Raw genomic sequence first — 25,856 nt, 5'->3', positions numbered from 1 at the left:
ATCCGCTAGCGTCAGCGCCATGTGGCAGCCCGAGCCCGGCTGGCAGCGACTGCCAGGTGGCACCAGCCCTTCGGCGTACGGCGTGTGGCTGGCGCGCGAGGGCGAGCGGGACGTGGTCGTCAAGCGGCTGCTGGCCCCCGTCGAGGGCGACCCTCCCGAGATCTCCGACTGGCGCTCGGCCGCGTGGTGGGAGCGGGAGCCGCAGGTCGCGCTGCACGCACTCGTCACGGCCACCCCCGGCCTGCGCGGCCCGAGGATGCTGCGGGTCGACGAGGACGACGAGGGCATCACGATGGTGCAGGAGAGGGTCGCGGAGACCGACAACCCGGGCCTGTTCGTCGCCCGTGCGCTTGGTCGGTTCGCCGGCTCGACGCCGCCGGACGAGCCCTGGCTGGCCCGCGGCCAGCTGCGCGAACGGCTCTCACGGGTGGAGCGTCGAGGCGGCTGGCAGACGCTGGCCCGCACCACCATGGCCGATGTCGCCGACCACCTGTGGCGGCAGCGGGGACGTCATCTCGACGCGCTGGACGCGGCACCGCAGGTGCTGCAGCACGGTGACCCGACCCCGGAGAACCTGCGCGGACGCGTGGGCGACGACGTCGTCGCGATCGACTGGAGCTCGTTGGGCACCGGCGCCGTCGGTCACGACCTCGGGCTGTGGGCGCTGGCCTCGCGCGAGGCCTTCGAGCCACTGCTGGCGGCGTACGTCGACGGGCTGGCCGACGCCGATCTCGCCCCCGCCGCAGCGGCCGGCGCGCGGATCACGGTCGTCTACACGGCGCTGAGCCGCCTGGACTGGGCGCTGCGCCGGGTCGCGGAGGGCGAGGGGGCGCTGGCCGGGAAGTACTCGCACCCCAGCGTGGCGCCGTACGTCCACTCGATGCAGCGGCAGGCGGCCCAGATCGAAGCCCTCCTGAGTTGAGGGTCGAGCTGGGCCGCCGACCGCTCAGAGCTCGCGGGCCGAGAAGGTGTCGCAGGCCTGCAGGGTGCCCTCGTTGTAGCCGACGGCGAACCAGCGCTGGCGCTGCTCGGACGAGCCGTGGGTCCAGGCCTCGGGATTGACGCCCTGGCCGGACTTCTCCTGGATCCGGTCGTCACCGACGGTCTTGGCCGAGTCGAGCGCCTCGTCGATGTCGCCCTGGTCGAGGCCCTCGAGGATGCCGTCGCCGTCGCTGGCGTCGCGGGTCCACATGCCGGCGTAGCAGTCGGCCTGCAGCTCCAGGCGCACCGCGTCGGACTGCGGGCCCTTCTGCGTGCGGACCTGGCCCATGGTGCCGAGGAGGTTCTGGATGTGGTGGCCGTACTCGTGGGCCAGCACGTAGGGCTCGACGAAGTCGCCGCCCTGGCCGCCGAGCTGTCCCTCGAGGACATCGGCGAAGAACGTGGTGTCGAGGTAGATCTGGCTGTCGGCGGGGCAGTAGAACGGGCCGACCTGCGAGGTCGCCTGGCCGCAGCCGGTGTTGACGCCGCCGCTGAAGGTGACGATCTGGGCCGCGGTGAACCCGGGGCCGCCCTGCTCGGGCAGCGTCTTCGCCCAGAACTGCTCGAGCGTCAGCGCCACGGCCTTGCGTGCGCAGTCGACGTCCTCGTTGGCGTCGGCGCCGGTCTTGCAGTTGGCATAGCGCTCGCCGTCCTGCTCGATGCCCTGCGGGTTGCCGCTCTGGCTCTGGGGATCGACCCCCGTGCCGGAGCCGTCGGGGGAGGGCAGCCCGCCACCGCCGCCCATGCACATGTTGAGCACGACGATGAGCACGACGATCAGCAGGCCGCCGATGCCGCCGCCGGCGCGGGTGCCGCCGGGGATGGGGATCCGCATCCCACCGCCGCGCATACCGCCGCCGCCGCCGCTACCGGCGTCGCCGACGCGACCGCCGCTGATGTCAGCCTTCGGATTGAAGCGCATGTGTATGAACCCTTCCCGGGGCTACCGATGAGTCGGAGGGAGGCTAACGCGTTCAGGCGCGCGAGGAGCGTCGCGACGCCAGGAACTTGATGACGAAGCCCACGATGAGCAGGACCAGGCCCAGCTTGCCGCCGCCCGCGGAGGTCGGGAGCGGGATCATGGAGCCGCCGCCGGAGCCGGCGTCCTGGACGCGTCCGGTGTCGATGTCGGCCTTCGGGTTGAAACGCATGCCGGTGTCCCTTCCTCAAGGCCCGAGTTGAGCCAGCTCCGGCTCAACATATCGCTAGGGACCGACGGGGGCCGACGATGACAGGGAAGTGTCGCCGCACCGATAGCCTGAGGGCCTGATGATCAACGCCCAACAGCTCGAGGTCCGCGCGGGCGCTCGTCTCCTCATGGAGGACGTCTCCTTCCGCATCGCCGCCGGTGACAAGGTCGGCCTCGTCGGACGCAACGGCGCCGGCAAGACCACCCTCACCAAGATCCTGGCCGGCGAGGCGCTGCCCGCCGCCGGCAAGGTGATCTCGACCGGCGAGGTCGGCTACCTCCCGCAGGACCCCCGCATCGGGGACCCCGAGGTGCTCGCCCGGGACCGGATCCTGTCCGCTCGTGGTCTCGACGACGTCGTACGCCGCATGCGTGAGGCCGAGGAGGAGATGGCCTCGGAGGACGTCGCGATCCACGAGCGCGGCATGAAGCGCTGGGCGCGCGCCGACGCCGAGCTGCACGCCGGTGGCGGGTATGCCGCCGAGTCGGAGGCCGCCCAGATCGCCAGCAGCCTCGGCATCGAGACACGCATCCTCACCCAGCAGCTCAAGACCCTCTCCGGTGGCCAGCGCCGCCGCGTCGAGCTCGCGCGCATCCTGTTCTCCGGCGCCGAGACGCTGCTCCTTGACGAGCCCACCAACCACCTCGACGCCGACTCGATCGTCTGGCTGCGCGACTTCTTGAAGTCGCACCGCGGCGGCCTGATCGTGATCAGCCACGACAACGCGCTGCTCGAGGCGACCGTCAACAAGGTGATGCACCTCGACGCCAACCGTGGCGCGATCGACGTCTACAACATGGGCTGGAAGAACTACCTCATCCAGCGCGAGACCGACGAGCGGCGCCGCAAGCGCGAGCGCGCCAACGCCGAGACGAAGGCCAAGACGCTCACCGACCAGGCCAACAAGATGCGCGCGAAGGCCTCCAAGGCGACCGCCGCGCAGTCGATGCTCAAGCGCGCCGAGAAGATGATGTCCGGCCTCGAGGGCGAGCGCGCAGCCGACAAGGTCGCGCGGATCAAGTTCCCCGCCCCGGCACCGTGCGGCAAGACCCCGATCACCGCCGAGGAGCTCTCCAAGTCCTACGGCTCGCTCGAGGTCTTCATGGACGTCGACCTCGCCATCGACAAGGGCTCACGCGTCGTCATCCTGGGCCTCAACGGCGCCGGCAAGACCACGATGCTGCGCATCCTGGCGGGCGTCGACAAGCCCGACACCGGCCGCGTGGTCCCCGGCTACGGCCTCAAGCTGGGCTACTACGCCCAGGAGCACGAGACCCTCGACACCAGCCGCACGGTCCTCGAGAACATGCAGTCGGCGGCGCCCCAGCTGACCGACAGCGAGGCCCGCAGCGTCCTGGGGTCGTTCCTGTTCTCCGGCGACGACGCCCACAAGTCCGCGGCCGTGCTGTCCGGTGGCGAGAAGACCCGGCTGGCCCTGGCCGCCCTGGTCGTGTCCAGCGCCAACGTGCTGCTGCTCGACGAGCCCACCAACAACCTCGACCCCGCCTCCCGTGAGGAGGTGCTGGCCGCGATCCGCACCTACGAGGGCGCGATCATCCTGGTCACCCACGACGAGGGTGCCGTCCGGGCGCTCGAGCCCGACCGGGTGCTGCTGCTTCCCGACGGCGACGAGGACCTGTGGAACGAGGGCTATGCCGATCTCGTGTCGCTGGCCTGACCGTCCTGTCAGGCCCTCAGTCCTGCTCTGACACGGCACCGGGCCACGTACCCGCAGGTAGTGCTCTGAGAGACTCCGGGCATGACGCTTCCTGACCTCGCGGCCGTGGGCCTCGACTACTCCGTGGCCGGTCCGGTCGCCACGATCACGCTCAACCGCCCCGAGGTGCGCAACGCGCAGACGCCGGCGATGTGGCTGGCGCTGGCCGAGATCGGCCGGCAGATCCCCGACGACGTCCGCGTCGTCGTGGTCACCGGAGCGGGCCCGACCTTCTCCGCCGGCCTGGACCGGGCGATGCTCGACCCGTCCGCCGACGCCGCCGAGAGCGTCATCGGCCTGCTCGGCCTCCCCGACCAGGCGGCTGCCGACCGGATCGAGGAGTTCCAGCGCGGCTTCACGTTCCTGCGCGACCCGCGGTTCGTGTCCATCGCCGCCGTACGCGGCTATGCCGTGGGCGCGGGCTTCCAGCTCGCGCTGTCGTGCGACCTGCGGGTCGTGGCGGACGACGCGCAGTTCTCCATGAAGGAGTCGGCGCTCGGCCTCGTCCCCGACCTGACGGGAACAAAGCCCCTCGTCGAGAGCGTTGGCTACGCCAGGGCCCTCGAGATCTGCGCCACCGCCCGGATGGTCGGTGCACAGGAGGCCGTCGACATCGGGCTGGTCAACAAGGTCGTGCCGGTCGACGACCTCGACAGCGAGGTCGCGGCGCTCGCGGCTGCCCTGTCCGCACCGATGGCCGGTGTGGTCACCGAGACCAAGACGTTGTTGCAGGGAGCGGCCGACCGTGAGCTCGACGAGCAGCGGCGCCTGGAGCGGGAGGCGCAGATGCGTCGCTTCCGGTCCGTGGCCGCTGCCTTCGCCGGCTGATCGGCCGACCGAGAAGGACTCCAGATGTCGATGATGGGACCCGGCAGCGCCGGACCGCCCTGGCGGTTCCTGCGCTCCGACCGGACCGTGGTCGACAAGCGGATCGAGCGGCAGACCGTGCGCCGGGTGCTGTCGTTCGCGCGCCCGCACCGCGTGGCGATCGCGATGTTCCTCGCCGTCACGGTGGTGGACGCCGGACTCGTCGTGCTCCCTCCGCTGCTGCTCCAGCAAATCGTCGACAAGGGCATCAGCGCCGGCGACACCCGGCTGGTGATCTGGCTCGCGGCGGCGATGGCCGTGGTCGCGGTCATCGACTCAGGCCTCGGCCTGCTCGGTGGCTACCTCTCCAGCCGGATCGGCGAGGGCCTGATCTACGACCTGCGCACCCAGGTCTTCGCCCACGTCCAGCGCCAGTCGCTCGCCTTCTTCACCCGCACCCAGACCGGCGCTCTGGTCAGCCGGCTCAACAACGACGTCATCGGCGCCCAGCGCGCGTTCACGTCCACCCTGTCCGGCACGGTGGCCAACATGATCTCGGCGCTCGTCGTCGGGATCACCATGTTCGCGCTGAGCTGGCAGGTGACGCTGCTGTGCCTGCTGCTGTTCCCCTTCCTGCTGCTCACCTCGCGCTGGGTCGGCAACCGGCTCGCCGGCCTGACCCGCGAGCAGATGGAGGGCAACGCCGACCTCGGCAACGCCATGACCGAGCGCTTCAACGTCGGCGGCGCGATGCTGCTCAAGCTCTTCGGGCGCCGCGAGACCGAGGACCGGTCGTACGCCGCCAAGGCGGCCGTGGTCCGCGACCTGGGCGTGCGCATCTCCCTGCTCACCCGGGTCTTCTTCGCCGCCATGACCCTCCTCCCGCAGCTCGCCACCGCGATGGTCTACGGCATCGGCGGCTACCTCGCGATCCAGGGCGACCTCTCCGTGGGCACCCTGGTCGCCCTCGGCATCCTGCTGCTGCGGCTGCTCGGTCCCTTGCAGGGCCTGTCCAACGTCCGCATCGACGTGATGACCGCGCTGGTGAGCTTCGACCGGGTCTTCGAGGTGCTCGACCTGCCCTCGCTGATCCAGGAGCGGCCGGACGCCACGGTGCTGCCGCGGTCGGCGGCCTCGCTGGAGTTCGACCACGTCGACTTCGGCTATCCCGCGGCCGACGAGGTCTCGCTCGCGTCACTGGAGAACGTCGCTCGGGTCGAGGCCCGGCCGAGCGGCCAGGTGCTGCACGACGTGTCCTTCACCGCCGAGCCCGGGCAGATGATCGCCCTCGTGGGCCCGTCCGGTGCCGGCAAGACCACCGTCACCCACCTCGTCGCGCGCCTCTACGACCCGGTCGCGGGCGCCGTACGCGTCGGAGGCCAGGACGTGCGTGACGTGACGCTGGAGTCGCTGGAGGACGTCGTCGGCTACGTCACCCAGGACGCGCACATGTTCCACGACACCATCCGCACCAACCTGCTCTATGCCCGGCCCGACGCCGCCGAGGCGGCGCTGTGGCAATGCATGGAGGCCGCCCAGATCGCGGCACTGGTGCGGGCCTTGCCCGACGGCCTCGACACCGTCGTCGGCGACCGTGGCTACCGTCTCTCGGGCGGTGAGCGCCAACGGCTCGCGATCGCCCGGCTGCTGCTGAAGGCGCCGGCGATCGTCGTCCTCGACGAGGCGACCGCCCACCTCGACTCCGAGTCCGAGGCGGCAGTGCAGCGCGCGCTCGACGCGGCGCTCGCCTCGCGTACGTCCCTGGTCATCGCGCACCGCCTGTCGACCGTCCGCAACGCCGACCAGATCCTCGTGCTCGACGCCGGCCGCGTCGTCCAGCGTGGCACCCACGCCGAGCTGATCGCCGAGGGCGGGCTCTACCGCACCCTGCACGACACGCAGTTCCGCGAGTAGGTTCGCGACATGGATCTCCAGCTCGAGGACAAGGTCTTCATCGTCACCGGCGGCGCCCGCGGGCTCGGCCGGGCCACGGCCGACGTGCTCGTCGACGAGGGTGCACGCGTGGTGGTCTCCGGCCGCTCGGGTGACACGATCGCCGCGGCGGTCGAGGCATTGGGCGACAGGGCCACAGGAGTGGTGGCCGACAACGCAGACCCCGAGACCCCGGCCCGGCTCATCGCCGCGGCACAGGATTCGTTCGGCCGGCTCGACGGGGCGCTGATCTCCGTGGGCGGCCCGCCGAAGGGTGCGGTCGTCGACATCACCGACGACCAGTGGTCGAGCGCCTTCGCGTCGGTCTTCCTCGGTGCGGTGCGGCTTTCGCGCGAGATCGGTCTCGCGCTGGGGGAGGGCGGCTCGCTCGCGCTGGTGCTGTCGAGCAGTGTGCGCGCACCGCTCGCCGACATGGCGGTCTCCAACGGCCTGCGCCCAGGTCTCGCGATGGTCGCCAAGACCCTGGCCGAGGAGCTCGGGCCCAAGGGAGTGCGGGTCAACGGTCTGCTGCCCGGTCGGATCGGCACCGACCGGGTCGCTGAGCTGGACGCGGCCAGCGGCGACGCCCGGGCGACGCGAGCGGCGTTCGAGCAGTCGATCCCGCTGGGGCGCTACGGCGACCCGGATGAGTTCGGCCGGGCCGCGGCCTTCCTGCTGTCGCCGGCCGCGTCATTCGTCAGCGGTGCGATGCTCCCGGTCGACGGTGGGATGCTCCGGGTCCTCTGAGCGACGCGAGCCGCGCACCATGCCGCGCCCGCCCCGTGCCTCGTCGTAGACGAGGTAGCCGAAGCCGAAGAGCGCGAGCAGCCCGAAGAACCACCACTGCAGGCCGTAGAAGAAGTGTGGTCCGCTGTCGAGCTCGGGCAGCTCCACCGGCAGCAGCGGGTCCGCGGGCTCGGGCGACTCCGAGCGCAGGTCCACGAAGCCGGTGACGACCTCGCGGTCCAGCGCCTCGCCGATCTGCGCGCTGTTGATCGAGCGGGTGGACTGGTCGGTGACCTCGGTGCTGTCGCCGGTGGCGTCGAGGCGCACCCAGCCCTCGATGGTGACCTCGCCGGCGGGTGGCGCGGGGACGTCGTCAGGCGTCGCGCCACGGTTCTGGGTGGCGAACCAGCCGCGGTCCACCAGCACGCTCGAACCGTCAACCAGCTCCAGGGGGACCACGACGTCGACGCCCGCGGCACCGTCACGGGTGCGGTAGCGCACCACGACGGTGTCCTCGACGGCATAGGTGCCGGTGGCGGTGACGCGCTTCCACTCGTCGTCGGCCGACAGCGGCGCGCCGGGCGCCATCACGTCGGTGACGGGCACCGGGGGCTGCTTCTCGTTGCGCTCGATGATGGCGTTGCGGTCCCGGCGGTCCTCCAACCGGTGGAACTGCCACTCGCCCAGTCGCCACGCCACCCAGGCCAGCGCGACCACGGTCAGGAGGAACAGCACCCACCGACGACTCAGCAGGAACCGGAACCTTTTCACCGGATGAGGTTAGCCGCAGCCCCTCCGTGACCGGCACACACCTAGACTGACCAGGTGATCCCCCTCGCAGATCGATTCGGCCGTGTCGCCAAGGACCTGCGCGTCTCCTTGACCGACCGCTGCAACCTGCGCTGCTCCTACTGCATGCCCGCCGAGGGGCTCGACTGGCTACCCGACGACCAGACCCTGACCGACGACGAGGTCGTGCGGCTGATCACCATCGCCGTACGCCGCCTGGGCATCACCGAGGTCCGGTTCACCGGCGGCGAGCCGCTCGTCCGCCGCGGCCTGGTCGACATTGTGCGGCGCACCCACGAGCTCGGTGTCGAGACCTCCCTGACGACCAACGCGCTCGGACTCGCGCGCACCGCGGCCGCTCTGCGCGAGGCGGGGCTCGACCGCATCAACGTCTCCCTGGACTCCGTGCGCCCCGAGACGTTCCACGAGATCACCCGCCGCGACCGCCTCGCCGACGTCGTCGCGGGGCTCGAGGCCGCGCGCGCCGCCGGACTGTCGCCGCTGAAGATCAACGCCGTGCTGCTGCGCGGCACCAACGACGACCAGGCCAGTGAGCTGCTGCAGTGGGCCCTGGACCACTCCTACGACCTCCGCTTCATCGAGCAGATGCCGCTCGACGCCCAGCACGGCTGGAGCCGCGCCGAGATGGTCACAGCCGACGAGATCTTCGAACGGCTGGGCGCCGACTTCACCCTCACGCCGCACGGTGAGGCCCGGGGGAGCGACCCCGCGGAGCTCTTCGACGTCGACGGGGGCCCGGGGACCGTCGGCATCATCGCCTCGGTCACGCGGCCCTTCTGCGGAGACTGCGACCGGGTGCGCCTCACCGCCGACGGCCAGATCCGCAACTGCCTGTTCGCCCGCGAGGAGTCGGACCTGAGGGCTGCGCTGCGCTCCGGCGCGACCGACGACGACCTGGCCGACCGGTGGGTCGTGGCGATGGCCGGCAAGCGCGCGGGCCACGGCATCGACGACGAGTCGTTCCTGCAGCCCGACCGGCCGATGTCGGCCATCGGCGGATAGCGGGGACGCACAGCGGATCCGCTGATGGTGGTTGAGCAAGGCGCGCGACCGAGGCACGAGGTCGCGACTGCCGTGTCGAAACCCAGTCGTGTCAGGACGAGCGGTCGCCGTGCTCCACGACGTCCTTGAGGAACCCGCGAGCGCCGAGGAAGTCGCTGAGCGACTGCCGGTGCTCGTCGCACGCCAACCACGTCTTGCGGCGATCGGGTGTGTGCAGCTTGGGGTTGTTCCACAGCAGGGCCCAGACGGCGTCGGCCGTGCAGCTCTTCGCGGAGCAGCGGTCGGGCATTCCCGGGTCGGTCACGGGGTCACCTTGGCACGATCTGGCAGCAGGGGCGCAAATGAGCCGGTGCCGGACAGCCACGGGGGAAGCCGTCCGGCACCGAAGTGCGACCACAGACGGGGGATGCTGGGGTCGCAAGTTGATTCTTGCACGACAGATCGCTGAAACCAACCTGCGGTGTCCGGTGAGTTGCGGCTCAATTGAGCTCGCGTGAAGAACTGGTGTCGCGCAGGTCGAAGCCGTCGTCCTTGCGGTTGCCGGCGTTGGCGAACACGACCGCGACGTAGGGCAGGAGCACCGCTCCGGCGACCAGCACCCACCTCAGGATCCCCGGGCCCACGGCCACCGCGCCGATCACGCACGCCGTGCGGATGGCCATCGAGATGAGATAACGGCGCTGTCGACCTGCGATGTCGTCGGCCACGCTCGTCGGCGCGGTCGTGATGCGCACCGAATGCGAGTCCCGTGAGGCCATGCCTCCACTGTACGTCGATAGGCTCGGTCACCACGGGTCCGAGCCGTTGCAGCAGGACCCACCCATCTGGCCCCCGAGGAGAACACCATGTCCAACCGCACCTACCGCGTCAGCGAGATCGTCGGCACGTCCCCCGACGGCATCGACCAGGCCGTCCGCAACGGCATCGAGCGCGCCGGAAAGACGCTGCGCCACATCGACTGGTTCGAGATCACCCAGATCCGCGGCCAGGCCAAGGACGGTCAGGTCGAGCACTTCCAGGTCGGCATGAAGGTCGGCTTCCGCCTCGAGGACGAGTGATCCGCGCGGGGTGTTTTCGCCTACCCCCGGGTAATCACTAGCGTCGTCAGGCGTGAGTGAAGCGATGCAGGAAGCACCCCGATCAGTCCTGGTCACCGGCGGCAACCGCGGCATCGGTCGCGCCATCGCCGAGGCCTTCCTGGCCCAGGGCGACAAGGTGGCGGTGACGACGCGGTCGGGCGGTGCCCCCGAGGGCGCGCTCGACGTCCGCTGTGACGTCACCGACCCGGCGGCGGTCGACGCCGCCTTCGCCGAGATCGAGGCGGCCCACGGGCCCGTCGAGATCCTGGTCGCCAACGCCGGCATCACCCACGACACCCTGATCCTGCGGATGTCGGAGGACGACTGGTCCTCGGTGATCGACACCAACCTGACCGGCTCCTTCCGGCTGGCCAAGCGGGCCGCGAAGGGCATGCTGCGCCTCAAGCGGGGCCGGATCATCTTCATCTCCTCGGTGGTCGGCCTCCTCGGCTCCGCCGGGCAGGTCAACTACGCCGCCTCCAAGGCAGGTCTCGTCGGGCTGTCCCGGTCGCTGGCCCGCGAGCTCGGGTCGCGATCCATCACCGCCAACGTCGTGGCGCCCGGATTCGTGGAGACGGACATGACCGCCGTGCTTACCGACGACCAGAAGCAGCTGATCAAGGCACAGGTGCCGCTGGGGCGCTATGCGGCCGCGACCGAGGTCGCCTCGGCCGTGACCTGGCTCGCGTCGGACGGCGCGGCCTATGTGACAGGAGCCGTCATCCCAGTTGACGGCGGACTCGGAATGGGGCACTAGGACATGTCGACAGCATCCACGGGAATTCTGGCGGGCAAGCGCATCCTGGTGGCCGGGGTGACGATGGACTCCTCCATCGGCTTCGCCACCGCCAAGGTCGCCCAGGAGCAGGGCGCCACGGTGCTCATCTCCAACTTCGGGCGCGCGCTCAACATCACCAAGCGCATCGCGAAGCGGCTGCCGGCCGAGGCGCCGGTGCTCGAGCTCGACGTCACCGACGAGGACCACCTCGCCGGGCTGGCCGACCAGGTCCGCGAGCACGTCGACGGGCTCGACGGCGTCGTGCACTCGATCGCCTACGGCAACCCGCAGACCCTGCTCGGCGGCAAGTTCCTCGAGGGCCCGTGGGCCGACGTCGCGCAGGCGGTGCAGGTGTCGGCGTACAGCCTGAAGTCCCTCGCCGTGGCGACGCGACCGCTGCTCTCCGAGGGCGGCTCGATCGTCGGGCTGACCTTCGACGCGACGGTCGCGTGGCCGGCCTACGACTGGATGGGCGTGGCCAAGGCCGGCCTCGAGTCGACCTCCCGCTACCTCGCCCGCGACCTCGGCCCGAGCGGCATCCGCTGCAACCTCGTGTCCGCCGGCCCGCTCAAGACGCTGGCGGCCAAGGCCATCCCCGGCTTCGAGGACCTGGAGTCGGCGTGGAAGGACCGCGCCCCGCTCGGGTGGAACGAGAGCGACCACGAGCCCACCGCGAAGGCCGTGTGCGCGCTGCTCAGCGACTTCTTCCCGGCCACCACCGGCGAGATCGTGCACGTCGACGGCGGCTTCCACGCGATGGGACTCTGAGCGGGCGATACGGTGCGGCGGTGACCTCCCTCGTCGAGCTTCGTGTCCTGGAAGGCCCCAACCTCTACTTCCCCCGCGCCGCCATCAAGCTGACCCTCGACATCAGCACGATCGCGGAGGCCTCCGAGGCGACGGTGCTCAGGTTCGCCCGCCGGATCGGGCTGCGCACGACGCGCCCGGGTGCCCCCGGCAGCGGCTTCCGGCAGCGGTTCGCCATGCGCGCCGTGGAGAGCTTGGTGCGCGCCATCGCGAGTGAGTCGGGCACCTCGCGGCTGGCCGTGCGGGTGCGCCCGACAGCCGACGCCAACGTGCTCGTCGTCGCCTTCCCGTGGCGCCACCGGGGACGGGCCCAGGCCCTCGGGCAGGCCGTGGCCCATGCGCTGGACGCGCTGCCCACCCCGGACGTCGAGGGCGCGGTGAGTGCCGCCGCCGAGCAGGTCGCCGCCGCCGAGCCGGGAGCCCGCCCCACCACGATCACGCCCAAGGTGCCCGTGGTCGCGGTGACCGGCACCAACGGCAAGACCACGACGAGCCGGATGATCGCCCACATCGCGCGGACCGGCGGGCAGCTCGTCGGCTGGTCCAACACCGACGGCATCTACATCGACGGCGAGCTGGTGGAGGTGGGAGACTACTCCGGCCCGAGCGGCGCCGGTCGCGTGCTCGCGCACCCGAGCGTGCAGCTCGCCGTCACCGAGACTGCGCGCGGCGGCATCCTGCTCAAGGGGATCGGCCTGACCCGCAACGACGTCTCCGTCGTCACCAACGTCACCGCCGACCACCTCGGCCTCCAGGGCATCGACACCGTCGACCAGCTGGCCGAGGTCAAGTCGGTCGTCCCGCGCATCACCCGCAAGGACGGCTGGGCCGTCCTCAACGGCGACGACCCGCGCGTGCTCGCGATGCAGACGATCACCAAGGCGCAGCCGTGGGTGTTCTCCCGCGACCCCGACTCGCCCGCGATCCGCGACATCATGAACGAGGGCGGCCGCGCGACGACCGTCATGGACGGCTGGATCACGGTGCTCCGGCCCGGCTCCGACCCGCTCCCGCTGGTCGAGCTGGTCGACGTCCCGATGACGCTGGCGGGCCTGAGCCGCTTCAACATCGAGAACGCCCTCGCCGCCGCCTCCGCGTCGCTCGCGATCGGCATCCCCGTCGAGGACGTCGTCGCCGGCCTCAGGTCCTTCCTGCCGGACGCCGAGCACAACCCGGGCCGGATGAACTTCTTCTCCCTGCCGGGCGACGTCACGGTCGTGATGGACCTCGCCCACAACGAGGCCGGGCTGGAGGCGCTGCTCGAGATCATGGAGGGCGTACGCCGCCGCGAGGCCCGCCTCCTGCTCGGGCTCGGCGCCGTCGGCGACCGCACCGACGAGCTGATCGACGCTCTGGGCGAGATCGGCGCGAAGGGCAGCGACGTCGTCGCCATCGGCCACAAGGAGCGCTACCTGCGCCACCGCACCATGGACGAGATCGACGTGCTGCTCCGGGCCGGAGCGGCACGGGTCGGCGTCACCGACATCACCACCTACCCGACCGAGGTCGAGTGCCTCGCCGGGCTCGTCGAGCAGGCCCACGCCGGCGACGTGATCGGGCTGATGTGCCATGCCGAGCGCGAGGCGGCGTACGACTGGATCGCGGGTCACGGCGGCACGCCGGACGGTCCCGACCAGCTCTCCGCGAAGGTGCGTGCCGCGCACGCGGACTGATCAGGTGTCGCCGCGGTCGATCTGCTCGCCCGGCGCTCCGATGTCGAGGTCACCCTCGACGATCATCGCCGTCATCCCCGCCGGCGACCGGGTCTCGTGGGGCTCGCCCGGCTCCCACACCGCTGCCTCACCCGCACCGATGGTGCGGACCGTCCCGTCGTGGCCGGCGACCTGCGCCTCGCCCGAGAGCACGACGAGAAGCTGTCGGCCGCTCGCGGGGTGGCGGCCGATGACGCCGCCGGGCCCGAGGGTGATCGCGACCAGGTGGGCGTCGGCGCAGATCCCGAAGGCGCCGACCGAGAAGTTCTTGCTGCCGTGCCCGTCGACGGGCCGGTGCGGGAGGTCGGTCAGCGACAGGATCCGCACTCAGGACTCCGCGGGCGCGCTGTAGTCGGGATCGGCCGCCGGCACGTCGTCGTTGATGCCGGAACCGGCCTGGGCCTGCGAGGACCAGTTCTCCAGCTCGCTCATCACCTCGCCGTGCTTGTCGACGCAGACCACGACGAGGTCGCCGCGGTTGGCGCGGTTCATCGCGCGCCGGACGGCCTTGATCTCGTCGGTGATCACCTCGACCTGCTTGCACCGGCTGCCGGCCTCCATCGCCTGGCGCACGCCCTCGGCGACCAACGCCGAGGTGGTGCCGCGGTCGCGGCCACGCAGCTGCACGTCCTCGCGCACGACGAGCACGTCGAAGTGCTGGGCGGCGATGCTGCCGAGCTCGCGCATGTCTTGGTCGCGGCGGTCGCCCGCCGTGGCGATCACGCCGATGCGCGAGGGCCTGGCGAGGTCGTGGGACGACTCCAGCGACTCGCCCACGCGGTCGACGAAGTCGCCGAGCGCCTTCATGCCGGGCGCGTTGTGGCAGTAGTCGACGATCACGGTGACGCCGTTGACCTCGATCTCGTTGAGGCGGCCGGGGGAGAGGTAGTAGCTGGTCGAGAAGGTGCGCAGGCCCTGCCGGATGTCGTGCAGCGGGGCACCCGCGGCGAACGCGGCGGCCGCGGCGGCCAGTGAGTTCTGCACGTTCATCCGCGCCCGGCCGCCGAAGGTGGCGGGGAGCAGGTGGGTCCAGGCGAGCTGCATCTCGCGACGGCCGTGCTTGACCACGATCATCTCGCCGCGCTCGGACGGGTTGAGGACGAGCGCCTTGCCGCCTCGGCGGCAGTGCGCGTCGATCAGGTCGCGCGCCTCGCTCCCCGGCTCCTCCATGGAGAACCACACGACCTGGCCCGAGCACTTGCGGCGCATCTCGCGCACGAGCGGGTCGTCGGCGTTGAGGACGGCGTGGCCGTCGCGGGGCACCGCCTCGACGAGCACGGCCTTCACGTCGGCGAGCTGCTCGACGGTGTCGATGCCACGCAGGCCGAGGTGGTCGGGCTGCACGTTGAGCACGACGGCGACGTCGTTGCGCTCGTAGCCGAGGCCCTCGCGCAGGATGCCGCCACGGGCGACCTCGAAGACGGCCGTGTCGACGCGGGGGTTCTGCAGCACCATCCGGGCCGAGCGGGGACCGGACGCGTCCGCGCGGATCACCAGCCGCTCGTCGATCACGACGCCGTCGGTCGAGGTCATGCCGACCTTGCGGCCCATGCCCTTGAAGATGTGGCTGATCATCCGGCTGGTCGTGGTCTTCCCGTTGGTGCCGGTGACCGCGATGATCGGGATCCGCGACGTCGCGCCCGGGGGGAAGAGCATGTCGACGACCGGCTTGGCGATGAACTGCGGCTCACCGATCGTCGGGTGGGTGTGCATGCGGAAGCCGGGGGCGGCGTTGACCTCGCAGATGGCCCCGCCGGTCTCGCGGACCGGCTCGGTGATGTCGGGGCAGATGAAGTCGATGCCGGCGATGTCGAGCCCGACCATGCGGGCTGCCTCCTCGGCTATCTCGACGTTCTCGGGGTGGGCCTCGAAGGTCCGGTCGATCGAGATGCCGCCGGTCGACATGTTGCCGGTCAGGGCGAGCTTGACCGTCTCGCCCTCGCGCGGGACGGAGTCGAGCGCGTGGCCCTGGCTCGCGAGCACCTCGAGGGCGGCGGCGTCGACCTTGATCCGGGTGAGCACCTTCTCGTGGCCGACGCCGCGGCGAGGGTCGGCGTTGGTGAGGTCGACGAGCTGCTCCACGGTGGAGGTGCCGTCGCCGGTGACGCTGGCCGGGACCCGCTCGGCGATGGCCACCATCCGGCCGTCGATGATCAGGCAGCGGTAGTCCTTGCCGGTCACGAACGACTCGACGATCACGACACCGCGCCGCGACTGCTCGGCGGCGATCGGGAAGGCGTTGCGCACGTCCTGGTCGTCCTGGAGGTTCAGGCACACCCCGCGGCCGTGGTTGCCGTCCAGCGGCTTGACGACCACCGGGTAGCCGATGCGGTTGGCGACCTGGACGGCACCGTCCGCCGTACGGATCGAACCCTGCTTGGGCACGGGCAGCCCGGCGGCGCCGAGGAGCTTGGTGGTGAGGTCCTTGTCGGAGGCGATGTCGACCGCGATCGAGCTGGTCTCGCTCGTCATCGTGGCCCGGATGCGCTTGGCGTGGACACCCTGGCCGAGCTGGACCAGGGAGGCCTGGTTGAGCCGGATCCACGGGATGTCGCGCGAGATCGCCTCGTCGACGATCGCCTGGGTGGAGGGGCCGAAGGCGGTGCGCTCGGCGCGGGTGATGAACGCGTCGCGCTCGGCCTCCCACTCGAAGTCGGGGTCGCCCTCGACGAGGTGGTTGACGAGGCGGATCGCGAGCTTGCCGGCCTCGACACCGACCTGCTCGTCGATGTAGCCGTAGACGATGTTGTAGACGCCCTTCTGGCCCTTCACCATGCGGGTCTTGCCGCGCCGGATGTCGTGGCCGACGACCTGCTGCAGGGCGAGGGCGGCGTGCTCGGCGACGTGGCCCAGCCAGGTGCCCTCGTTGAGGCGCTCCACGAAGCCGCCGCGGCGACCGCGCGAGCAGGAGTGCTCCCGGAGACCGGGCAGCATCGCGACGAGCTCGTCGGTGAAGCCGGGCAGGGTGTTGGTGGGGAACTCCTCGAGAGAACCGAGGTCGACGACCAGGTGGACGGACTTGTCGTAGGACCAGACGTTGGCGCCGCGGTAGACCCGCGTCTCGAGGATCCTCAGGTCAGGGCGGGGTCGCTCGCTCATGCTCGGTCTCCATCGCTTGCAGGGGATGCTTCAGGAGTGGGTGGGGCGCTCACGCGTCGCCGGTTGCGGGCCAGCCGCCGGCGCAGGTTGGTGGGGGAGACGTCGCCGGCCGCGATGTCGCGGGTGAGCTGGCGCAGGTCGCGCCCGGCCTCGGCGATCTCGGCGGCCTCGCTGTCGTCGACCTGCTGGTCGCTCGGCACCAGGGTCCGGGTGGTGAGGTCGTAGGCGGAGCCGGCCGGTAGCATGTGCAGGATCACGCCGCTGGCCAGCAGCGGTGCGGAGCGGCGGGCCTCGTGCGCGTTGGAGACCATGCGCGCCGGGTCGAAGATCGTGACCGAGCCGCGACCGGTCACGCGCAGCACCTCGTGGTCACCGACGTGCTCGACGATCGCAGCGGTGTCCTCGTCCACGCCGATGCCGAGCAGCTGGGGGCTCTGGGACACGATCATCAGCAGCCGGCCGTATCGGTTGCGCTGGTCGAAGTGCTGGTCGATCACCGACGAGGCGACCAGGCCCAGGCCCGCCGCGACCTGGGTCATCCGCTGCTTGGGCGTGGCGCCGCCGACACCGAAGGCGACCATGTGGGAGGACTGGATGCTGGCCCCGGCCGAGGTGCCGGCGACGACCGCCCCGCGCTCGTGCGCGTCGATGATCGCCTCCCCGAACGGGGTGCCGCAGATGACGCCGGAGAGCTTGAGCTGGTTGCCGCCGGTCATGAAGATGCCGGTCGCGCGCTCCAGCGCGCCGACGAGTGCGGGATCGTGCGCCTGGTCACGGGACTCGGGTCGGGCCGTGACGACCTCGGCGGCGCCGAGCTTGTGGAAGAGGGCCTCGTAGACCTCGTGGATCTCCGGGCCCAGGGACGAAGCGGTCGGGATCACGACGATGCGCGCGTCGTGGCCGCCGCTGGCGACCACGAAGTCCTTGAGGATGGTCCGCTTGCGCAGCTTGTCCTCGGCGCCGCCGATGATCATCAGGGGTCCGCGAGTGGGGGCTGAGGGCATGGGACGCAGGCTAGCGTGACAGTGCTTGGCGGGTGCTGCCAGAGTTGGCGCGTGGCAACTCTCGATTCTGCGCCGACCCGCCTGCTCGTCGTCATGCGTCATGCCAGGGCGGAGTCATGGGGCGAGAGCGACCACGAGCGCCGGCTCGCCGAGCAGGGCCGGGCCGATGCAGCCGCTGCCGGGCACTGGCTGGCGGAGCAGGGCATCGCCCCCGACCACGCCCTCGTATCGAGCGCCACCCGCACCCGCGAGACGTGGGAGGCCGTCGCAGGCGCGGCCGGCTGGAGCCTGGCGCCCGTCTTCGACGACGGCCTCTACTCCGCGAGCCCCGACACGACCCTCGACCTGATGCGGGAGACGCCCGACGAGGCCCGGGTGCTGTTCGTGCTGGGCCACAACCCGACCGTGGCGTTCCTCGCCCAGATGCTCGACGACGGTGACGGCGACCCGGCGGCGAGCGCCGACATGGCCGGCGGCTACCCCACCTGCGCGCTCACCGTGCTGCGCTTCGAGGGCGGCTGGTCCGACCTCGCCATGGCGTCGGCCTCGGTGACCGCCTTCCACGTGGGGCGCGACTGAGCGCCGAGCAGCTCGCGGCCCGGCTCCGGGCGGCGGGCTGCGTGTTCGCCGAGGACGAGGCCGCGCTGCTGCTGGGCAGCGGCCGCGAGGGTGTCGAGCTGGAGGAGCTCGTCGTCCGGCGGCTCGCGGGGGAGCCGCTCGAGACCGTGCTCGGGTGGGTGGTCTTCGCCGGTCGCCGCCTGAGCGTGTGCCCGGGTGTGTTCGTCCCGCGGCGCCGTACCGAGCTCCTGGCACGCACTGCCGCCGCCCGTTGCGGACCCGGGTCGGTCCTGCTCGAGCTGTGCTGCGGCGTCGGCCCGGTCGCGGCCACCGTGGCCGCCGGTGAGGTGCACCTCAGCGACGTCGACCCCCACGCCCTCGACTGCGCCCGCCGCAACGTCCCGCACGGGCACACCCATCTTTCCGACTTGTACGGCGACCTGCCGGCCCCGCTCCGGGGGCGCATCGACGTCGTGGCGGCCAACGCGCCCTACGTCCCGACCGACCACCTGTCGCTGATGCCGCCCGAGGCGCGTGAGCACGAACCACCCGTCGCGCTGGACGGCGGCGCCGACGGGGTCGACCTGCACCGCCGGATCGCTGCCGGCGCGCCCGACTGGCTGGCGGCGGGAGGGGCGCTGATGATCGAGACGTCGCCGGCCCAGGTGCCGCTGACCGTGGCGGCCATGCGCGACGCCGGGCTGCGGACCGACGTGGTGACCGACGAGGAGATCGGCGGCTGCGTCGTCTCGGGGGTCAGATCGGCGGAGCGGGAGTGACGAAGCCGGCCTCGGCGTCGGCGGCCTCGATCTCCTCGCGGGTGATGCCGAGGAGATACATGATCGTGTCGAGGTAGGGCACGTTGACCGACGCGTCCGCCGCGTCGCGCACGACCGCCTTGGCGTTGTAGGCGATGCCGAGCCCGGCCGCGTTGAGCATGTCGAGGTCGTTGGCGCCGTCGCCGATGGCGATGGTGGCCGCCTCCGGGACGCCGATGTCGGCGGCGAACTCGCGCAGCGCGCGCGCCTTGCCGGCCCGGTCGACCACGTCGCCGACGACGCGCCCGGTGAGCAGGCCGTCGACGATCTCGAGCTCGTTGGCGCGGGCGTAGTGGATGCCGAGGTCGGCTGCGAGCCGGTCGGTGATCTGGCTGAACCCACCGGAGACGATGGCGAACCGGTAGCCCAGCCGGCGCAGGATGCGCACCAGCGTGCGGGCGCCGGGAGCCAGGGTGATGGCTTCGTAGACCTCGTCGAGCGCCTCGGCCGGCACGCCCTTGAGCAGCGCCACGCGCGAGCGCAGCGACTCCTCGAAGTCCAGCTCGCCGGCCATGGCCCGGGCGGTGACCTCCGCGACCTCGGCCTCGCAGCCGGCGTGGGCGGCGATCATCTCGATCACCTCGCCCTGGATGAGCGTGGAGTCGACGTCCATCACGATCAGCCGCATCGAGCGGCGCAGCAGGTTGGCGGGTTGTACGGCGATGTCCACCCCTTGCGTCGCCGCCTCGGCCGCGAGGAGGGGGCGCAGGACCTCGGGCGCCACGCCGGAGATGGCGAGGTCGATCGCCGTCACGGGGTAGCGCGCCATGCGCTCGATGCGGTCGATGTTGGCGCCCGAGTCGGCGATCCGGCCGGCGATCGCCGACATGGCCGTGGCCTTCAGGGGAGCCCCGATGATCGTGACGTGCGACCGGCCGAAGCGGCGGGGCTTGTTGTCGCCCTGGCCGCGCTCGACCTCGGCCTGCATGCCGAGCCCCTCGGCGGTCTCCTCGACCGCCAGCCGGAGCTTCTTCCAGTCACGCGGCGCCGTGACGAGCACGCCGAGGACGAGGCGGCGGCGGAGCACGATCTGCTCGATGTCGAGCACCTCGACGCCCGCGGCCGCGAAGGTCGCGAACATCGCCGACGTGACACCGGGGCGGTCCTTGCCCGTGATGGTGATCAGGAGGGTCTTGGGAGTTTCGTCCATGTCGATCATCTCGCGAGAAGCCTATTGGCCAGCGAGCCCCTCGGGTGCACTCGTCCAGAGTCGGTCAGCCCACCTTCTTCGGCATGACCCGCTTGGAGACCATCGCGACGACGTCCTGGTAGCGCGAGCCGGTGAGCCGGGCGAAGTGGTGCAGGGCGTGGGCGTCGAGCCCGACCAGCACGCGGGCCTGGTTGCGCAGCACGCCCCGGACGATGATCTCGGCGGCGCGCTCCGGGGTCATCGTGGCGAGCCGCTTGTCGAAGAACGCCGCGGTCGCCTCCTTGTCCTCGGCGTCGGAGACGCGGGCGTTGCGGGCGATGGCGGTCTTGATGCCGCCGGGGTGCACGGCGGTGACGCCGACGCGGTGACCGGCGACCAGCATCTCCTCGCGCAGCGACTCCGTCAGCCCGCGTACGGCGTACTTCGTCGCGTTGTAGGCACTCTGGCTGGGCATCGAGACGAGCCCGAACAGGGACGAGATGTTGACGACGTGGCCGTCGCCGGAGGCGATGAGGTGGGGGAGGAACTCCTTGGTGCCGTGCACGACGCCCCAGAAGTTCACGCCGACGATCCAGTCGATGTCCTCGTAGTCGAGGTCGTGGAGGTCGCCCGACAACGCGACGCCGGCGTTGTTGACGACCACGTTGACCCGGCCGTAGTGGTCCTCGACGTTGGTGGCGTAGGCAGCGACCGCCGCCCGGTCCGCCACGTCCAGGCGCGCGGTGTGCACCTGGGTGGCGCCGGCGTCGCGGGCGAGCCGGGCCGTCGCCGCCAGCCCCGTCATGTCCACGTCGGACAGGGCGAGGTGGGCGCCGCGGCGGGCCACCTCCACGGCCAGGGCCCGGCCGATGCCGGATGCGGCGCCGGTGATGACCACGACCTTGTTCTCGAGCGTCTTCATGCGATGTCTCCTGTGCAGTCGGTCAGGGCGCGGTCGACGAGGTCGTGCAGCGCTGCACTGACCTCCCGGGGTCGCTCGAGCGTGAGCATGTGGCCGGCACCGTGCTCGACGCGCACCTCGGCTCCCCGGACGTGGGCGGCGATGCGCCGGGCGTGGTGGGGCGGGGTGAGCAGGTCGCGCGTCCCGACGAGGACCACGGTCGGGACGTCGTCGTAGGCCGCGAGCAGGTCGGTTCGCTCGTGGGTCATGAAGTCGTGGAAGAAGCCCCACATCGTGGCCGGCCCGCAGTTGATCAGCTGGTCCACGACGAGTCCGGTGTCGCGCGGTCGCCGGGGTTGACCGAACAGGAAGGTGTCGACCACCCAACGCTCCAGCAGCGGGGAGTTGCGGCGCTCGCTGCGGCTCAGCCGCCGGGCCCGGGTGGCGAGCACACGCGGCAGCTGGTGGCGGACCACCGGCGCAGTGACCCGCGGCAGGCCCAGGGTCACGGTGTCGAGGCCTCCGGACGACGTGGAGACGAACAGCAGCCCCACCACCCGCTCGACGAGGTCCGGGCGCTCCGCCGGGAGGGCACACATGGTCATCCCGCCGATCGAGTGACCCGCGACGACGAGCGGCCCTGAGGGGGCGAAGGCGTCGACGACGTGCCCCAGGTCGCGGGCGAGGTGGGGGATCGTGCAGGCGGCCGATCGGGCCGTGTCGGAGCGACCGTGACCCCGCTGGTCCCAGGTGATGATCCGGACGTCGTGTCCGTAGGCCACCAGCAGGTCGTGGACCTGGTAGTGCCAGTCCTGCTCGTCGGCGGCCCAGCAGTGCGCCAGCACCACCGTGAGCGGGGCGTCCTCACGCCCACGCACGGTGACGTGCAGGCGCAGGCCGTCGTCGGTGCGCACCTCCCGGGCGTGCCCGGCGTCGCGGGTCAGCGGCTCGATGCTCATGCCGAGACCTCCCCGGCGGTCGAGAGCGCCGGCACCGGGTGCGAGTAGTCGAGTGCCGGGTCGTCCACGGACGCCGCGAACACCTTCAGGTCGCGGAAGTAGTTCATCCGCAACCGCCACGGCTCCTCGCTGCCCTGCTTGGGGAAGTCGTCCACCGCGCGCAGCACGTAGCCCGCCGCGAAGTCCAGGAACGGGGCCTCGGGGACGCCGGGGTCGCGTCGCGGCACGACGATCCGGGTGCCGGTGCGCTCCATGTGCTCGAGCACGCGGACGACGTACTGGCACACGAGGTCGGCCTTGAGCGTCCACGAGGCGTTCGTGTAGCCGACGATGAACGCGAAGTTGGGCAGCTCGGTGAGCATCATCCCCTTGAAGGCCATCGTGTCGCGCAGGTCGACGTCGCGCCCGTCGACGGCGAAGCTCGCCCCGCCGAAGGCCTGCAGGTTGAGGCCGGTCGCGGTGACGACGATGTCCGCCTCGAGCTCGCGGCCGGACTGCAGCCGGATGCCGGTGGGGGTGAAGCCCTCGATGTGGTCGGTGACGACGTCGACGGTGTGCTTGCGCAGCGCCTTGAAGAGGTCGCCGTGGGGCACCAGGCACAGTCGCTGGTCCCAGGGGTCGTACGGCGGCTTGAAGTGCTCGTCGAACGCGATGTCCGCCGGGAGCTGGCGCTCGAGCAGCGTGCGCAGCAGCAGTCGTGCCTCGCGCGGTCGTGCCCGGCAGAACTCGTAGAACCCGACGTGCATCGCGAGGTAGCGGCCCCGGACGAGCTTGGCGGCCACCTTGGTCGGCAGGGTCCGCAGCATCCGGTGCGAGATCGGGTCGGTGCCGGGCTGGCTGATGATGTACGTCGGAGTCCGCTGCAGCAGCGTGACGTGACCGGCACCGCGGTCGGCCAGGGCCGGCACCAGCGTCACGGCGGTCGCGCCGGAGCCGATGACCACCACCCGCTTGCCGGCGAAGTCGAGGTCCTCGGGCCAGTGCTGCGGGTGCACCACCTGGCCGGTGAAGTCCGCGCGCCCGGGGAAGTCGGGGGTGAACCCCTCGTCGTAGCGGTAGTAGCCCGAGGTGGACATCACGAAGCCGGCCGTCAGCTCGTGCGTCTCACCGGTGTCCGTGCGCTCCACGGTGACGGTCCAGCGGGCGGTGGCGCTGGAGAACTCGGCCCGCACCACGCGCTGCTGGTAGCGGATGTGCTGGTCGATGCCGTGCTCCGCGGCGGCCTCGCGGAGGTAGGCGAGGATGTCGGCGCCGTCGGCGATCGCCTTCTTGCCCAGCCACGGCTTCCAGCTGAAGCCGAGGGTGTACATGTCGGAGTCGGAGCGCACGCCGGGGTAGCGGAACAGGTCCCAGGTGCCGCCCAGGCTCTCGCGCATCTCGAGGACCGCATAGCTGCGGTCGGGGAAGGCCTTGCTGACGTGGTAGGCGGCGTCGATGCCGGACAGTCCGGCACCGATCATCAGGACGTCGAGGTGCTCGGTCATGGTCGTCTCTTCTCTGTGGTCAGCCGGCCGCGGCGGCGGCGACGAGGGTCTGGGCGGGGACGTCGGGTACGTCGACGCCGCGACTCGCGGCGAGGTCGTGGATCTGGCACCAGGCACCCTGGGTGAGGACCTCGACGAAGAAGTCGATGTCGGGTGCGATCACGGGACGCGAGGACCAGCGGCGCACGGCCTGCATGCAGCCGCCGATCAGGCCGAAGACCCACGGGTCGAGGCTGGCCTTGTCGTGCTCGCTCAGCTCGCCGCCGAGGAGCGTGAGCAGCATCTCGATCATGGTCTCGACGCCGTCGGCGACCTGGGCGATCACCTGCTCCAGCGGTCGCTCGGTGGAGCCGGCCACGTCGCGTTCGACGAAGCGCAGCAGCGAGGCGTGCGCCACGGCCCAGTGGGTGTAGGTGGAGATGATCCGGCGCACGATCTCGCGCGGGGTCCCGTCGAGGGTGATGGCGCCCATCACCTCGGTCCCGGCGACCGCACAGATCTCGCGTTGCACCGCGACCTCCAGGTCTGCCCGGTCCTCGAAGTAGCGGTAGAGGGCGGAGCGGTTGATGCCGCCCCGGGCCGCGATCTGCGCGACCCTGAACTCCGCACCCGCGGGAGCCTCGTCGATCACCAGCAGCGCGGCGTCGATCACCTGCTGGCGGCGTTCCTCCTGGTGGCCGAGCCAGCGCGAGTGACGGCCGTCCTCGGCGCTCACGTCGGCACCCGCAGCCGTCGGCGGGGGCGGAGGCGTCCGGCCAGCGCCTGCTCCTCCGGGTCGGTGATCTTGAGCCGCGGGCGACCGACCAGGGCGCCGCGTGCCCGTTCCTCCGCGTCCAGGACTCGCCAGTCGTCGAGGCCGCTCACGTCAGGTCGCCGCTCGCGGACGAAACCGGCCGGGTCCGTGGTGATCACGGGCTCGGGGAGACCCGCGTCGAGGTCGTCCAGCAGGGTGTCGACCGTCTCCTGGGCGCAGGTCTTGTTGGTGCCGATGAAGCCGACCGGCCCGCGCTTGATCCAGCCGGCGACGTAGAGCCCGGGCTCCACCCGGCCCGCGGTGTTCGGCACGGTCGAGGTGACGGGGTCGAAGGGGAGCCCCGACACAGGGGTAGCGCTGTGCCCGACCGAGCGGACGACGAGGCCGGCCTCGAGGGTCGACTGCTCGTCGGTGGGCTCGGCACGCACGCTGCCGTCGGGGCCGGTGACGAGGTCGTTGCGGACCAGCCGGACCCCGCTCACGCGGCCGTCGCGACCGAGGACCTCGACGGGTGAGGTGGCGAAGGCCAGCACGATCCGGCGACGCCCGGGGTCACCGGAGGTCGTGCGGGCAGCGAGCTCGGCGAGCAGCCGGCTGCGCTGGTCGCTGCCGGTCAGGGTCGCCGGGTCGGCGTGCACCACGACGTCGACATCGCTCAGCCCGGCCAGGCCGATCAGCTCGGGCACGGTGAAGGCGGACTGCGCGGGTCCGCGCCGTCCGAGCACGACGACCTCGCGCACCGCGCTCGACCGGAGCGCAGCGAGCGGCCCGGGAGCCACGTCGGTGCGGGCGAGCACGTCGGGGTCGCGGGTGAGCATCCGGGCGACGTCGAGGGCGACGTTGCCGTTGCCGACCACGACCGCACGCTCGTGGTCGAGAGGCACGTCGAGGTCGCGTCGGCCGGGGTGGCCGTTGTACCAGCCGACGACGTCGGTCGCGGCCAGCGAGCCGGGCAGGTCCTCGCCCGGGATGGCGAGCTGCCGGTCCGCGGAGGCGCCCACGGCGTGGACGACCGCGTGGTAGCGGCTGCGCAGGTCGGCCAGCGTCAGGTCGGTGCCGACGTCGACGCCCAGGAAGTAGCGGAAGCCCGGCTGCTGCTCGATGGCGCCGAAGAGCTCGGTCACGCGCTTGGTGGAGGCGTGGTCGGGGGCGACGCCGTGCCGGACGAGGCCGTACGGCGTGCGCAGCCGGTCGTAGACGTCGACCGCCTCGACCTCGGGGTGCCGGAGCAGCTCGTCGGCGGTGTAGAGGCCGGCGGGACCGGCGCCCACCACCGCCACCCGCACGGGCGTCGCGGTCCGCAGCCGCCGTTGGGCGGGCACCGTCGCGACGGGAGCGCGGTCAGCGTGGGGGAACGTGGCGTAGTAGTCGGCGTTCAGCGCCAGGAACGGTTGCTGCGCCGGTGTCAGCTTCGTGTCGGGCACGATCGCGCCCACCGGGCAGGCCGTGACGCAGGCGCCGCAGCCGACGCAGGAGTCCGGGTCGACGTACAGCATCTCGGCCTCGGCGAAACCGGGCTCGCCGGGGGCGGGATGGATGCAGTTGACCGGGCAGGCGACCACGCACGAGGCGTCGGCGCAGCAGGACTGGGTGATGACGTAGGGCATCG

Annotated in this window: 26 protein-coding genes; 12 read left to right on the top strand and 14 right to left on the bottom strand. The window is 71.5% G+C overall.

Translation table 11 applies throughout. The features are described 5' to 3' along the window. Positions 1-19 precede the first annotated feature (19 nt). Positions 20-922, top strand: a complete 903-nt coding sequence (locus tag C9J87_RS10015) for a phosphotransferase family protein (RefSeq protein ID WP_107705460.1) — start codon at positions 20-22, stop codon at positions 920-922. A 24-nt stretch (positions 923-946) separates the two neighbouring features. On the opposite strand, the gene ypfJ is transcribed toward C9J87_RS10015, so the two are convergent. Together ypfJ and C9J87_RS19655 are read right to left on the bottom strand one after the other, a co-directional pair. Beyond that, positions 947-1,903, bottom strand: coding sequence for a KPN_02809 family neutral zinc metallopeptidase (ypfJ, locus tag C9J87_RS10010; protein WP_107705459.1), 957 nt, complete (start codon positions 1,901-1,903; stop codon positions 947-949). 52 nt (positions 1,904-1,955) lie between these two features. Next, positions 1,956-2,132, bottom strand: coding sequence for a hypothetical protein (locus C9J87_RS19655; protein ID WP_156887204.1), 177 nt, complete (start codon positions 2,130-2,132; stop codon positions 1,956-1,958). A 118-nt stretch (positions 2,133-2,250) separates the two neighbouring features. On the opposite strand from C9J87_RS19655, the gene C9J87_RS10005 reads away from it, so the two are divergent. From C9J87_RS10005 to C9J87_RS09990, 4 genes are all read left to right on the top strand, one after another. Beyond that, on the top strand, positions 2,251-3,849 hold the full coding sequence (locus C9J87_RS10005; protein WP_107705458.1) for an ABC-F family ATP-binding cassette domain-containing protein: 1,599 nt from the start codon (positions 2,251-2,253) through the stop codon (positions 3,847-3,849). An 81-nt stretch (positions 3,850-3,930) separates the two neighbouring features. After that, positions 3,931-4,716: an enoyl-CoA hydratase/isomerase family protein gene (locus C9J87_RS10000; protein ID WP_107705457.1), complete on the top strand. Its 786-nt coding sequence runs from the start codon at positions 3,931-3,933 to the stop codon at positions 4,714-4,716. A gap of 33 nt (positions 4,717-4,749) precedes the next feature. Further along, the gene (locus tag C9J87_RS09995; RefSeq protein ID WP_107705515.1) at positions 4,750-6,609 is read left to right on the top strand and encodes an ABC transporter ATP-binding protein; all 1,860 of its coding nucleotides are present in this window, start codon (positions 4,750-4,752) and stop codon (positions 6,607-6,609) included. A 9-nt stretch (positions 6,610-6,618) separates the two neighbouring features. Next, positions 6,619-7,374 (top strand): SDR family oxidoreductase, encoded by a 756-nt coding sequence (locus C9J87_RS09990; protein WP_107705456.1) that lies wholly within the window; start codon positions 6,619-6,621, stop codon positions 7,372-7,374. Here the strand turns inward: C9J87_RS09990 and C9J87_RS09985 are convergent. Next, the gene (locus C9J87_RS09985) at positions 7,318-8,124 is read right to left on the bottom strand and encodes an SURF1 family cytochrome oxidase biogenesis protein (RefSeq protein WP_107705455.1); all 807 of its coding nucleotides are present in this window, start codon (positions 8,122-8,124) and stop codon (positions 7,318-7,320) included. The two genes, C9J87_RS09990 and C9J87_RS09985, sit on opposite strands and share 57 nt — an antisense overlap. 57 nt (positions 8,125-8,181) lie before the next feature. On the opposite strand from C9J87_RS09985, the gene moaA reads away from it, so the two are divergent. Beyond that, positions 8,182-9,165 (top strand): GTP 3',8-cyclase MoaA, encoded by a 984-nt coding sequence (gene moaA / locus C9J87_RS09980; RefSeq protein WP_198652331.1) that lies wholly within the window; start codon positions 8,182-8,184, stop codon positions 9,163-9,165. Between the two features lie 91 nt (positions 9,166-9,256). Here moaA and C9J87_RS09975 read toward each other — a convergent pair whose 3' ends face one another. Together C9J87_RS09975 and C9J87_RS09970 are read right to left on the bottom strand one after the other, a co-directional pair. Continuing rightward, the gene (locus tag C9J87_RS09975; protein ID WP_051204189.1) at positions 9,257-9,454 is read right to left on the bottom strand and encodes a hypothetical protein; all 198 of its coding nucleotides are present in this window, start codon (positions 9,452-9,454) and stop codon (positions 9,257-9,259) included. Between the two features lie 190 nt (positions 9,455-9,644). Beyond that, entirely contained in the window at positions 9,645-9,923 is a 279-nt protein-coding gene (locus C9J87_RS09970; RefSeq protein WP_051204188.1) for a DUF3099 domain-containing protein, read from the bottom strand. An 87-nt stretch (positions 9,924-10,010) separates the two neighbouring features. On the opposite strand from C9J87_RS09970, the gene C9J87_RS09965 reads away from it, so the two are divergent. The 4 genes from C9J87_RS09965 to C9J87_RS09950 all read left to right on the top strand — a co-directional run bounded on the left by C9J87_RS09965 (position 10,011) and on the right by C9J87_RS09950 (position 13,502). Continuing rightward, entirely contained in the window at positions 10,011-10,223 is a 213-nt protein-coding gene (locus C9J87_RS09965) for a dodecin (RefSeq protein WP_036490703.1), read from the top strand. Between the two features lie 64 nt (positions 10,224-10,287). Beyond that, positions 10,288-11,001 carry a 3-oxoacyl-ACP reductase FabG gene (gene fabG, locus C9J87_RS09960; RefSeq protein ID WP_010833012.1) on the top strand — a complete coding sequence of 238 codons (714 nt, stop codon included), beginning with the start codon at positions 10,288-10,290 and terminating at the stop codon, positions 10,999-11,001. A 3-nt stretch (positions 11,002-11,004) separates the two neighbouring features. Continuing rightward, positions 11,005-11,790 (top strand): enoyl-ACP reductase FabI, encoded by a 786-nt coding sequence (gene fabI, locus C9J87_RS09955; RefSeq protein ID WP_107705453.1) that lies wholly within the window; start codon positions 11,005-11,007, stop codon positions 11,788-11,790. A 20-nt stretch (positions 11,791-11,810) separates the two neighbouring features. Continuing rightward, positions 11,811-13,502: a Mur ligase family protein gene (locus tag C9J87_RS09950; protein ID WP_010833010.1), complete on the top strand. Its 1,692-nt coding sequence runs from the start codon at positions 11,811-11,813 to the stop codon at positions 13,500-13,502. On the opposite strand, the gene C9J87_RS09945 is transcribed toward C9J87_RS09950, so the two are convergent. From C9J87_RS09945 to C9J87_RS09935, 3 genes are read right to left on the bottom strand one after another with little or no spacing between them, the layout of a single operon-like run. After that, complete coding sequence (locus C9J87_RS09945) at positions 13,503-13,868, bottom strand: cupin domain-containing protein (protein ID WP_010833009.1); 366 nt, start codon at positions 13,866-13,868, stop codon at positions 13,503-13,505. After that, complete coding sequence (cphA, locus tag C9J87_RS09940) at positions 13,869-16,640, bottom strand: cyanophycin synthetase (protein WP_010833008.1); 2,772 nt, start codon at positions 16,638-16,640, stop codon at positions 13,869-13,871. It abuts the gene before it with no gap. Next, entirely contained in the window at positions 16,637-17,644 is a 1,008-nt protein-coding gene (locus tag C9J87_RS09935) for a cyanophycinase (protein WP_084622844.1), read from the bottom strand. The genes cphA and C9J87_RS09935 overlap by 4 nt, the downstream gene beginning before the upstream one ends. A 51-nt stretch (positions 17,645-17,695) precedes the next feature. Here C9J87_RS09935 and C9J87_RS09930 point away from each other — a divergent pair, with 51 nt between their 5' ends. Both C9J87_RS09930 and C9J87_RS09925 read left to right on the top strand, forming a co-directional pair. Then, positions 17,696-18,223: a SixA phosphatase family protein gene (locus C9J87_RS09930; RefSeq protein WP_232820022.1), complete on the top strand. Its 528-nt coding sequence runs from the start codon at positions 17,696-17,698 to the stop codon at positions 18,221-18,223. Beyond that, positions 18,163-18,981, top strand: coding sequence for a putative protein N(5)-glutamine methyltransferase (locus tag C9J87_RS09925; protein ID WP_408635543.1), 819 nt, complete (start codon positions 18,163-18,165; stop codon positions 18,979-18,981). The genes C9J87_RS09930 and C9J87_RS09925 overlap by 61 nt, the downstream gene beginning before the upstream one ends. On the opposite strand, the gene serB is transcribed toward C9J87_RS09925, so the two are convergent. The 6 genes from serB to C9J87_RS09895 all read right to left on the bottom strand — a co-directional run bounded on the left by serB (position 18,959) and on the right by C9J87_RS09895 (position 25,854). Further along, complete coding sequence (gene serB / locus C9J87_RS09920) at positions 18,959-20,170, bottom strand: phosphoserine phosphatase SerB (RefSeq protein ID WP_036492793.1); 1,212 nt, start codon at positions 20,168-20,170, stop codon at positions 18,959-18,961. The two genes, C9J87_RS09925 and serB, sit on opposite strands and share 23 nt — an antisense overlap. Positions 20,171-20,234: 64 nt before the next feature. Further along, entirely contained in the window at positions 20,235-21,071 is an 837-nt protein-coding gene (locus C9J87_RS09915; RefSeq protein WP_010833003.1) for an SDR family NAD(P)-dependent oxidoreductase, read from the bottom strand. After that, on the bottom strand, positions 21,068-22,009 hold the full coding sequence (locus tag C9J87_RS09910; protein ID WP_010833002.1) for an alpha/beta fold hydrolase: 942 nt from the start codon (positions 22,007-22,009) through the stop codon (positions 21,068-21,070). The genes C9J87_RS09915 and C9J87_RS09910 overlap by 4 nt, the downstream gene beginning before the upstream one ends. Next, a complete protein-coding gene (locus C9J87_RS09905; protein ID WP_107705450.1) occupies positions 22,006-23,493 on the bottom strand; it encodes a flavin-containing monooxygenase in 1,488 nt (495 codons plus the stop codon). The genes C9J87_RS09910 and C9J87_RS09905 overlap by 4 nt, the downstream gene beginning before the upstream one ends. A 19-nt stretch (positions 23,494-23,512) precedes the next feature. Further along, positions 23,513-24,208: a TetR/AcrR family transcriptional regulator gene (locus C9J87_RS19960; protein ID WP_010833000.1), complete on the bottom strand. Its 696-nt coding sequence runs from the start codon at positions 24,206-24,208 to the stop codon at positions 23,513-23,515. Next, on the bottom strand, positions 24,205-25,854 hold the full coding sequence (locus tag C9J87_RS09895) for a 4Fe-4S binding protein (protein WP_010832999.1): 1,650 nt from the start codon (positions 25,852-25,854) through the stop codon (positions 24,205-24,207). Before C9J87_RS09895 ends, C9J87_RS19960 begins: the two co-directional genes overlap by 4 nt. Positions 25,855-25,856 lie beyond the last annotated feature (2 nt).

The sequence above is a fragment of the Nocardioides allogilvus genome (assembly GCF_003047285.1).
Taxonomy (GTDB): Bacteria; Actinomycetota; Actinomycetes; order Propionibacteriales; family Nocardioidaceae; genus Nocardioides; species Nocardioides allogilvus.
Note: the sequence above shows the minus strand (reverse complement) of the source record. Positions and strands in the feature narration are given on the sequence as shown.

Excerpts from the sequence above, each read along its gene's own strand:
- C9J87_RS10015 (WP_107705460.1), top strand. The coding sequence starts at position 20 with ATGTGGCAGCCCGAGCCCGGCTGGCAGCGACTGCCAGGTGGCACCAGC.
- ypfJ (WP_107705459.1), bottom strand. The coding sequence starts at position 1,903 with ATGCGCTTCAATCCGAAGGCTGACATCAGCGGCGGTCGCGTCGGCGAC.
- C9J87_RS19655 (WP_156887204.1), bottom strand. The coding sequence starts at position 2,132 with ATGCGTTTCAACCCGAAGGCCGACATCGACACCGGACGCGTCCAGGAC.
- C9J87_RS10005 (WP_107705458.1), top strand. The coding sequence starts at position 2,251 with ATGATCAACGCCCAACAGCTCGAGGTCCGCGCGGGCGCTCGTCTCCTC.
- C9J87_RS10000 (WP_107705457.1), top strand. The coding sequence starts at position 3,931 with ATGACGCTTCCTGACCTCGCGGCCGTGGGCCTCGACTACTCCGTGGCC.
- C9J87_RS09995 (WP_107705515.1), top strand. The coding sequence starts at position 4,750 with ATGGGACCCGGCAGCGCCGGACCGCCCTGGCGGTTCCTGCGCTCCGAC.
- C9J87_RS09990 (WP_107705456.1), top strand. The coding sequence starts at position 6,619 with ATGGATCTCCAGCTCGAGGACAAGGTCTTCATCGTCACCGGCGGCGCC.
- C9J87_RS09975 (WP_051204189.1), bottom strand. The coding sequence starts at position 9,454 with ATGCCCGACCGCTGCTCCGCGAAGAGCTGCACGGCCGACGCCGTCTGG.
- C9J87_RS09970 (WP_051204188.1), bottom strand. The coding sequence starts at position 9,923 with ATGGCCTCACGGGACTCGCATTCGGTGCGCATCACGACCGCGCCGACG.
- C9J87_RS09965 (WP_036490703.1), top strand. The coding sequence starts at position 10,011 with ATGTCCAACCGCACCTACCGCGTCAGCGAGATCGTCGGCACGTCCCCC.
- fabG (WP_010833012.1), top strand. The coding sequence starts at position 10,288 with ATGCAGGAAGCACCCCGATCAGTCCTGGTCACCGGCGGCAACCGCGGC.
- fabI (WP_107705453.1), top strand. The coding sequence starts at position 11,005 with ATGTCGACAGCATCCACGGGAATTCTGGCGGGCAAGCGCATCCTGGTG.
- cphA (WP_010833008.1), bottom strand. The coding sequence starts at position 16,640 with ATGAGCGAGCGACCCCGCCCTGACCTGAGGATCCTCGAGACGCGGGTC.
- C9J87_RS09935 (WP_084622844.1), bottom strand. The coding sequence starts at position 17,644 with ATGCCCTCAGCCCCCACTCGCGGACCCCTGATGATCATCGGCGGCGCC.
- serB (WP_036492793.1), bottom strand. The coding sequence starts at position 20,170 with ATGGACGAAACTCCCAAGACCCTCCTGATCACCATCACGGGCAAGGAC.
- C9J87_RS09915 (WP_010833003.1), bottom strand. The coding sequence starts at position 21,071 with ATGAAGACGCTCGAGAACAAGGTCGTGGTCATCACCGGCGCCGCATCC.
- C9J87_RS09910 (WP_010833002.1), bottom strand. The coding sequence starts at position 22,009 with ATGAGCATCGAGCCGCTGACCCGCGACGCCGGGCACGCCCGGGAGGTG.
- C9J87_RS09905 (WP_107705450.1), bottom strand. The coding sequence starts at position 23,493 with ATGACCGAGCACCTCGACGTCCTGATGATCGGTGCCGGACTGTCCGGC.
- C9J87_RS09895 (WP_010832999.1), bottom strand. The coding sequence starts at position 25,854 with ATGCCCTACGTCATCACCCAGTCCTGCTGCGCCGACGCCTCGTGCGTG.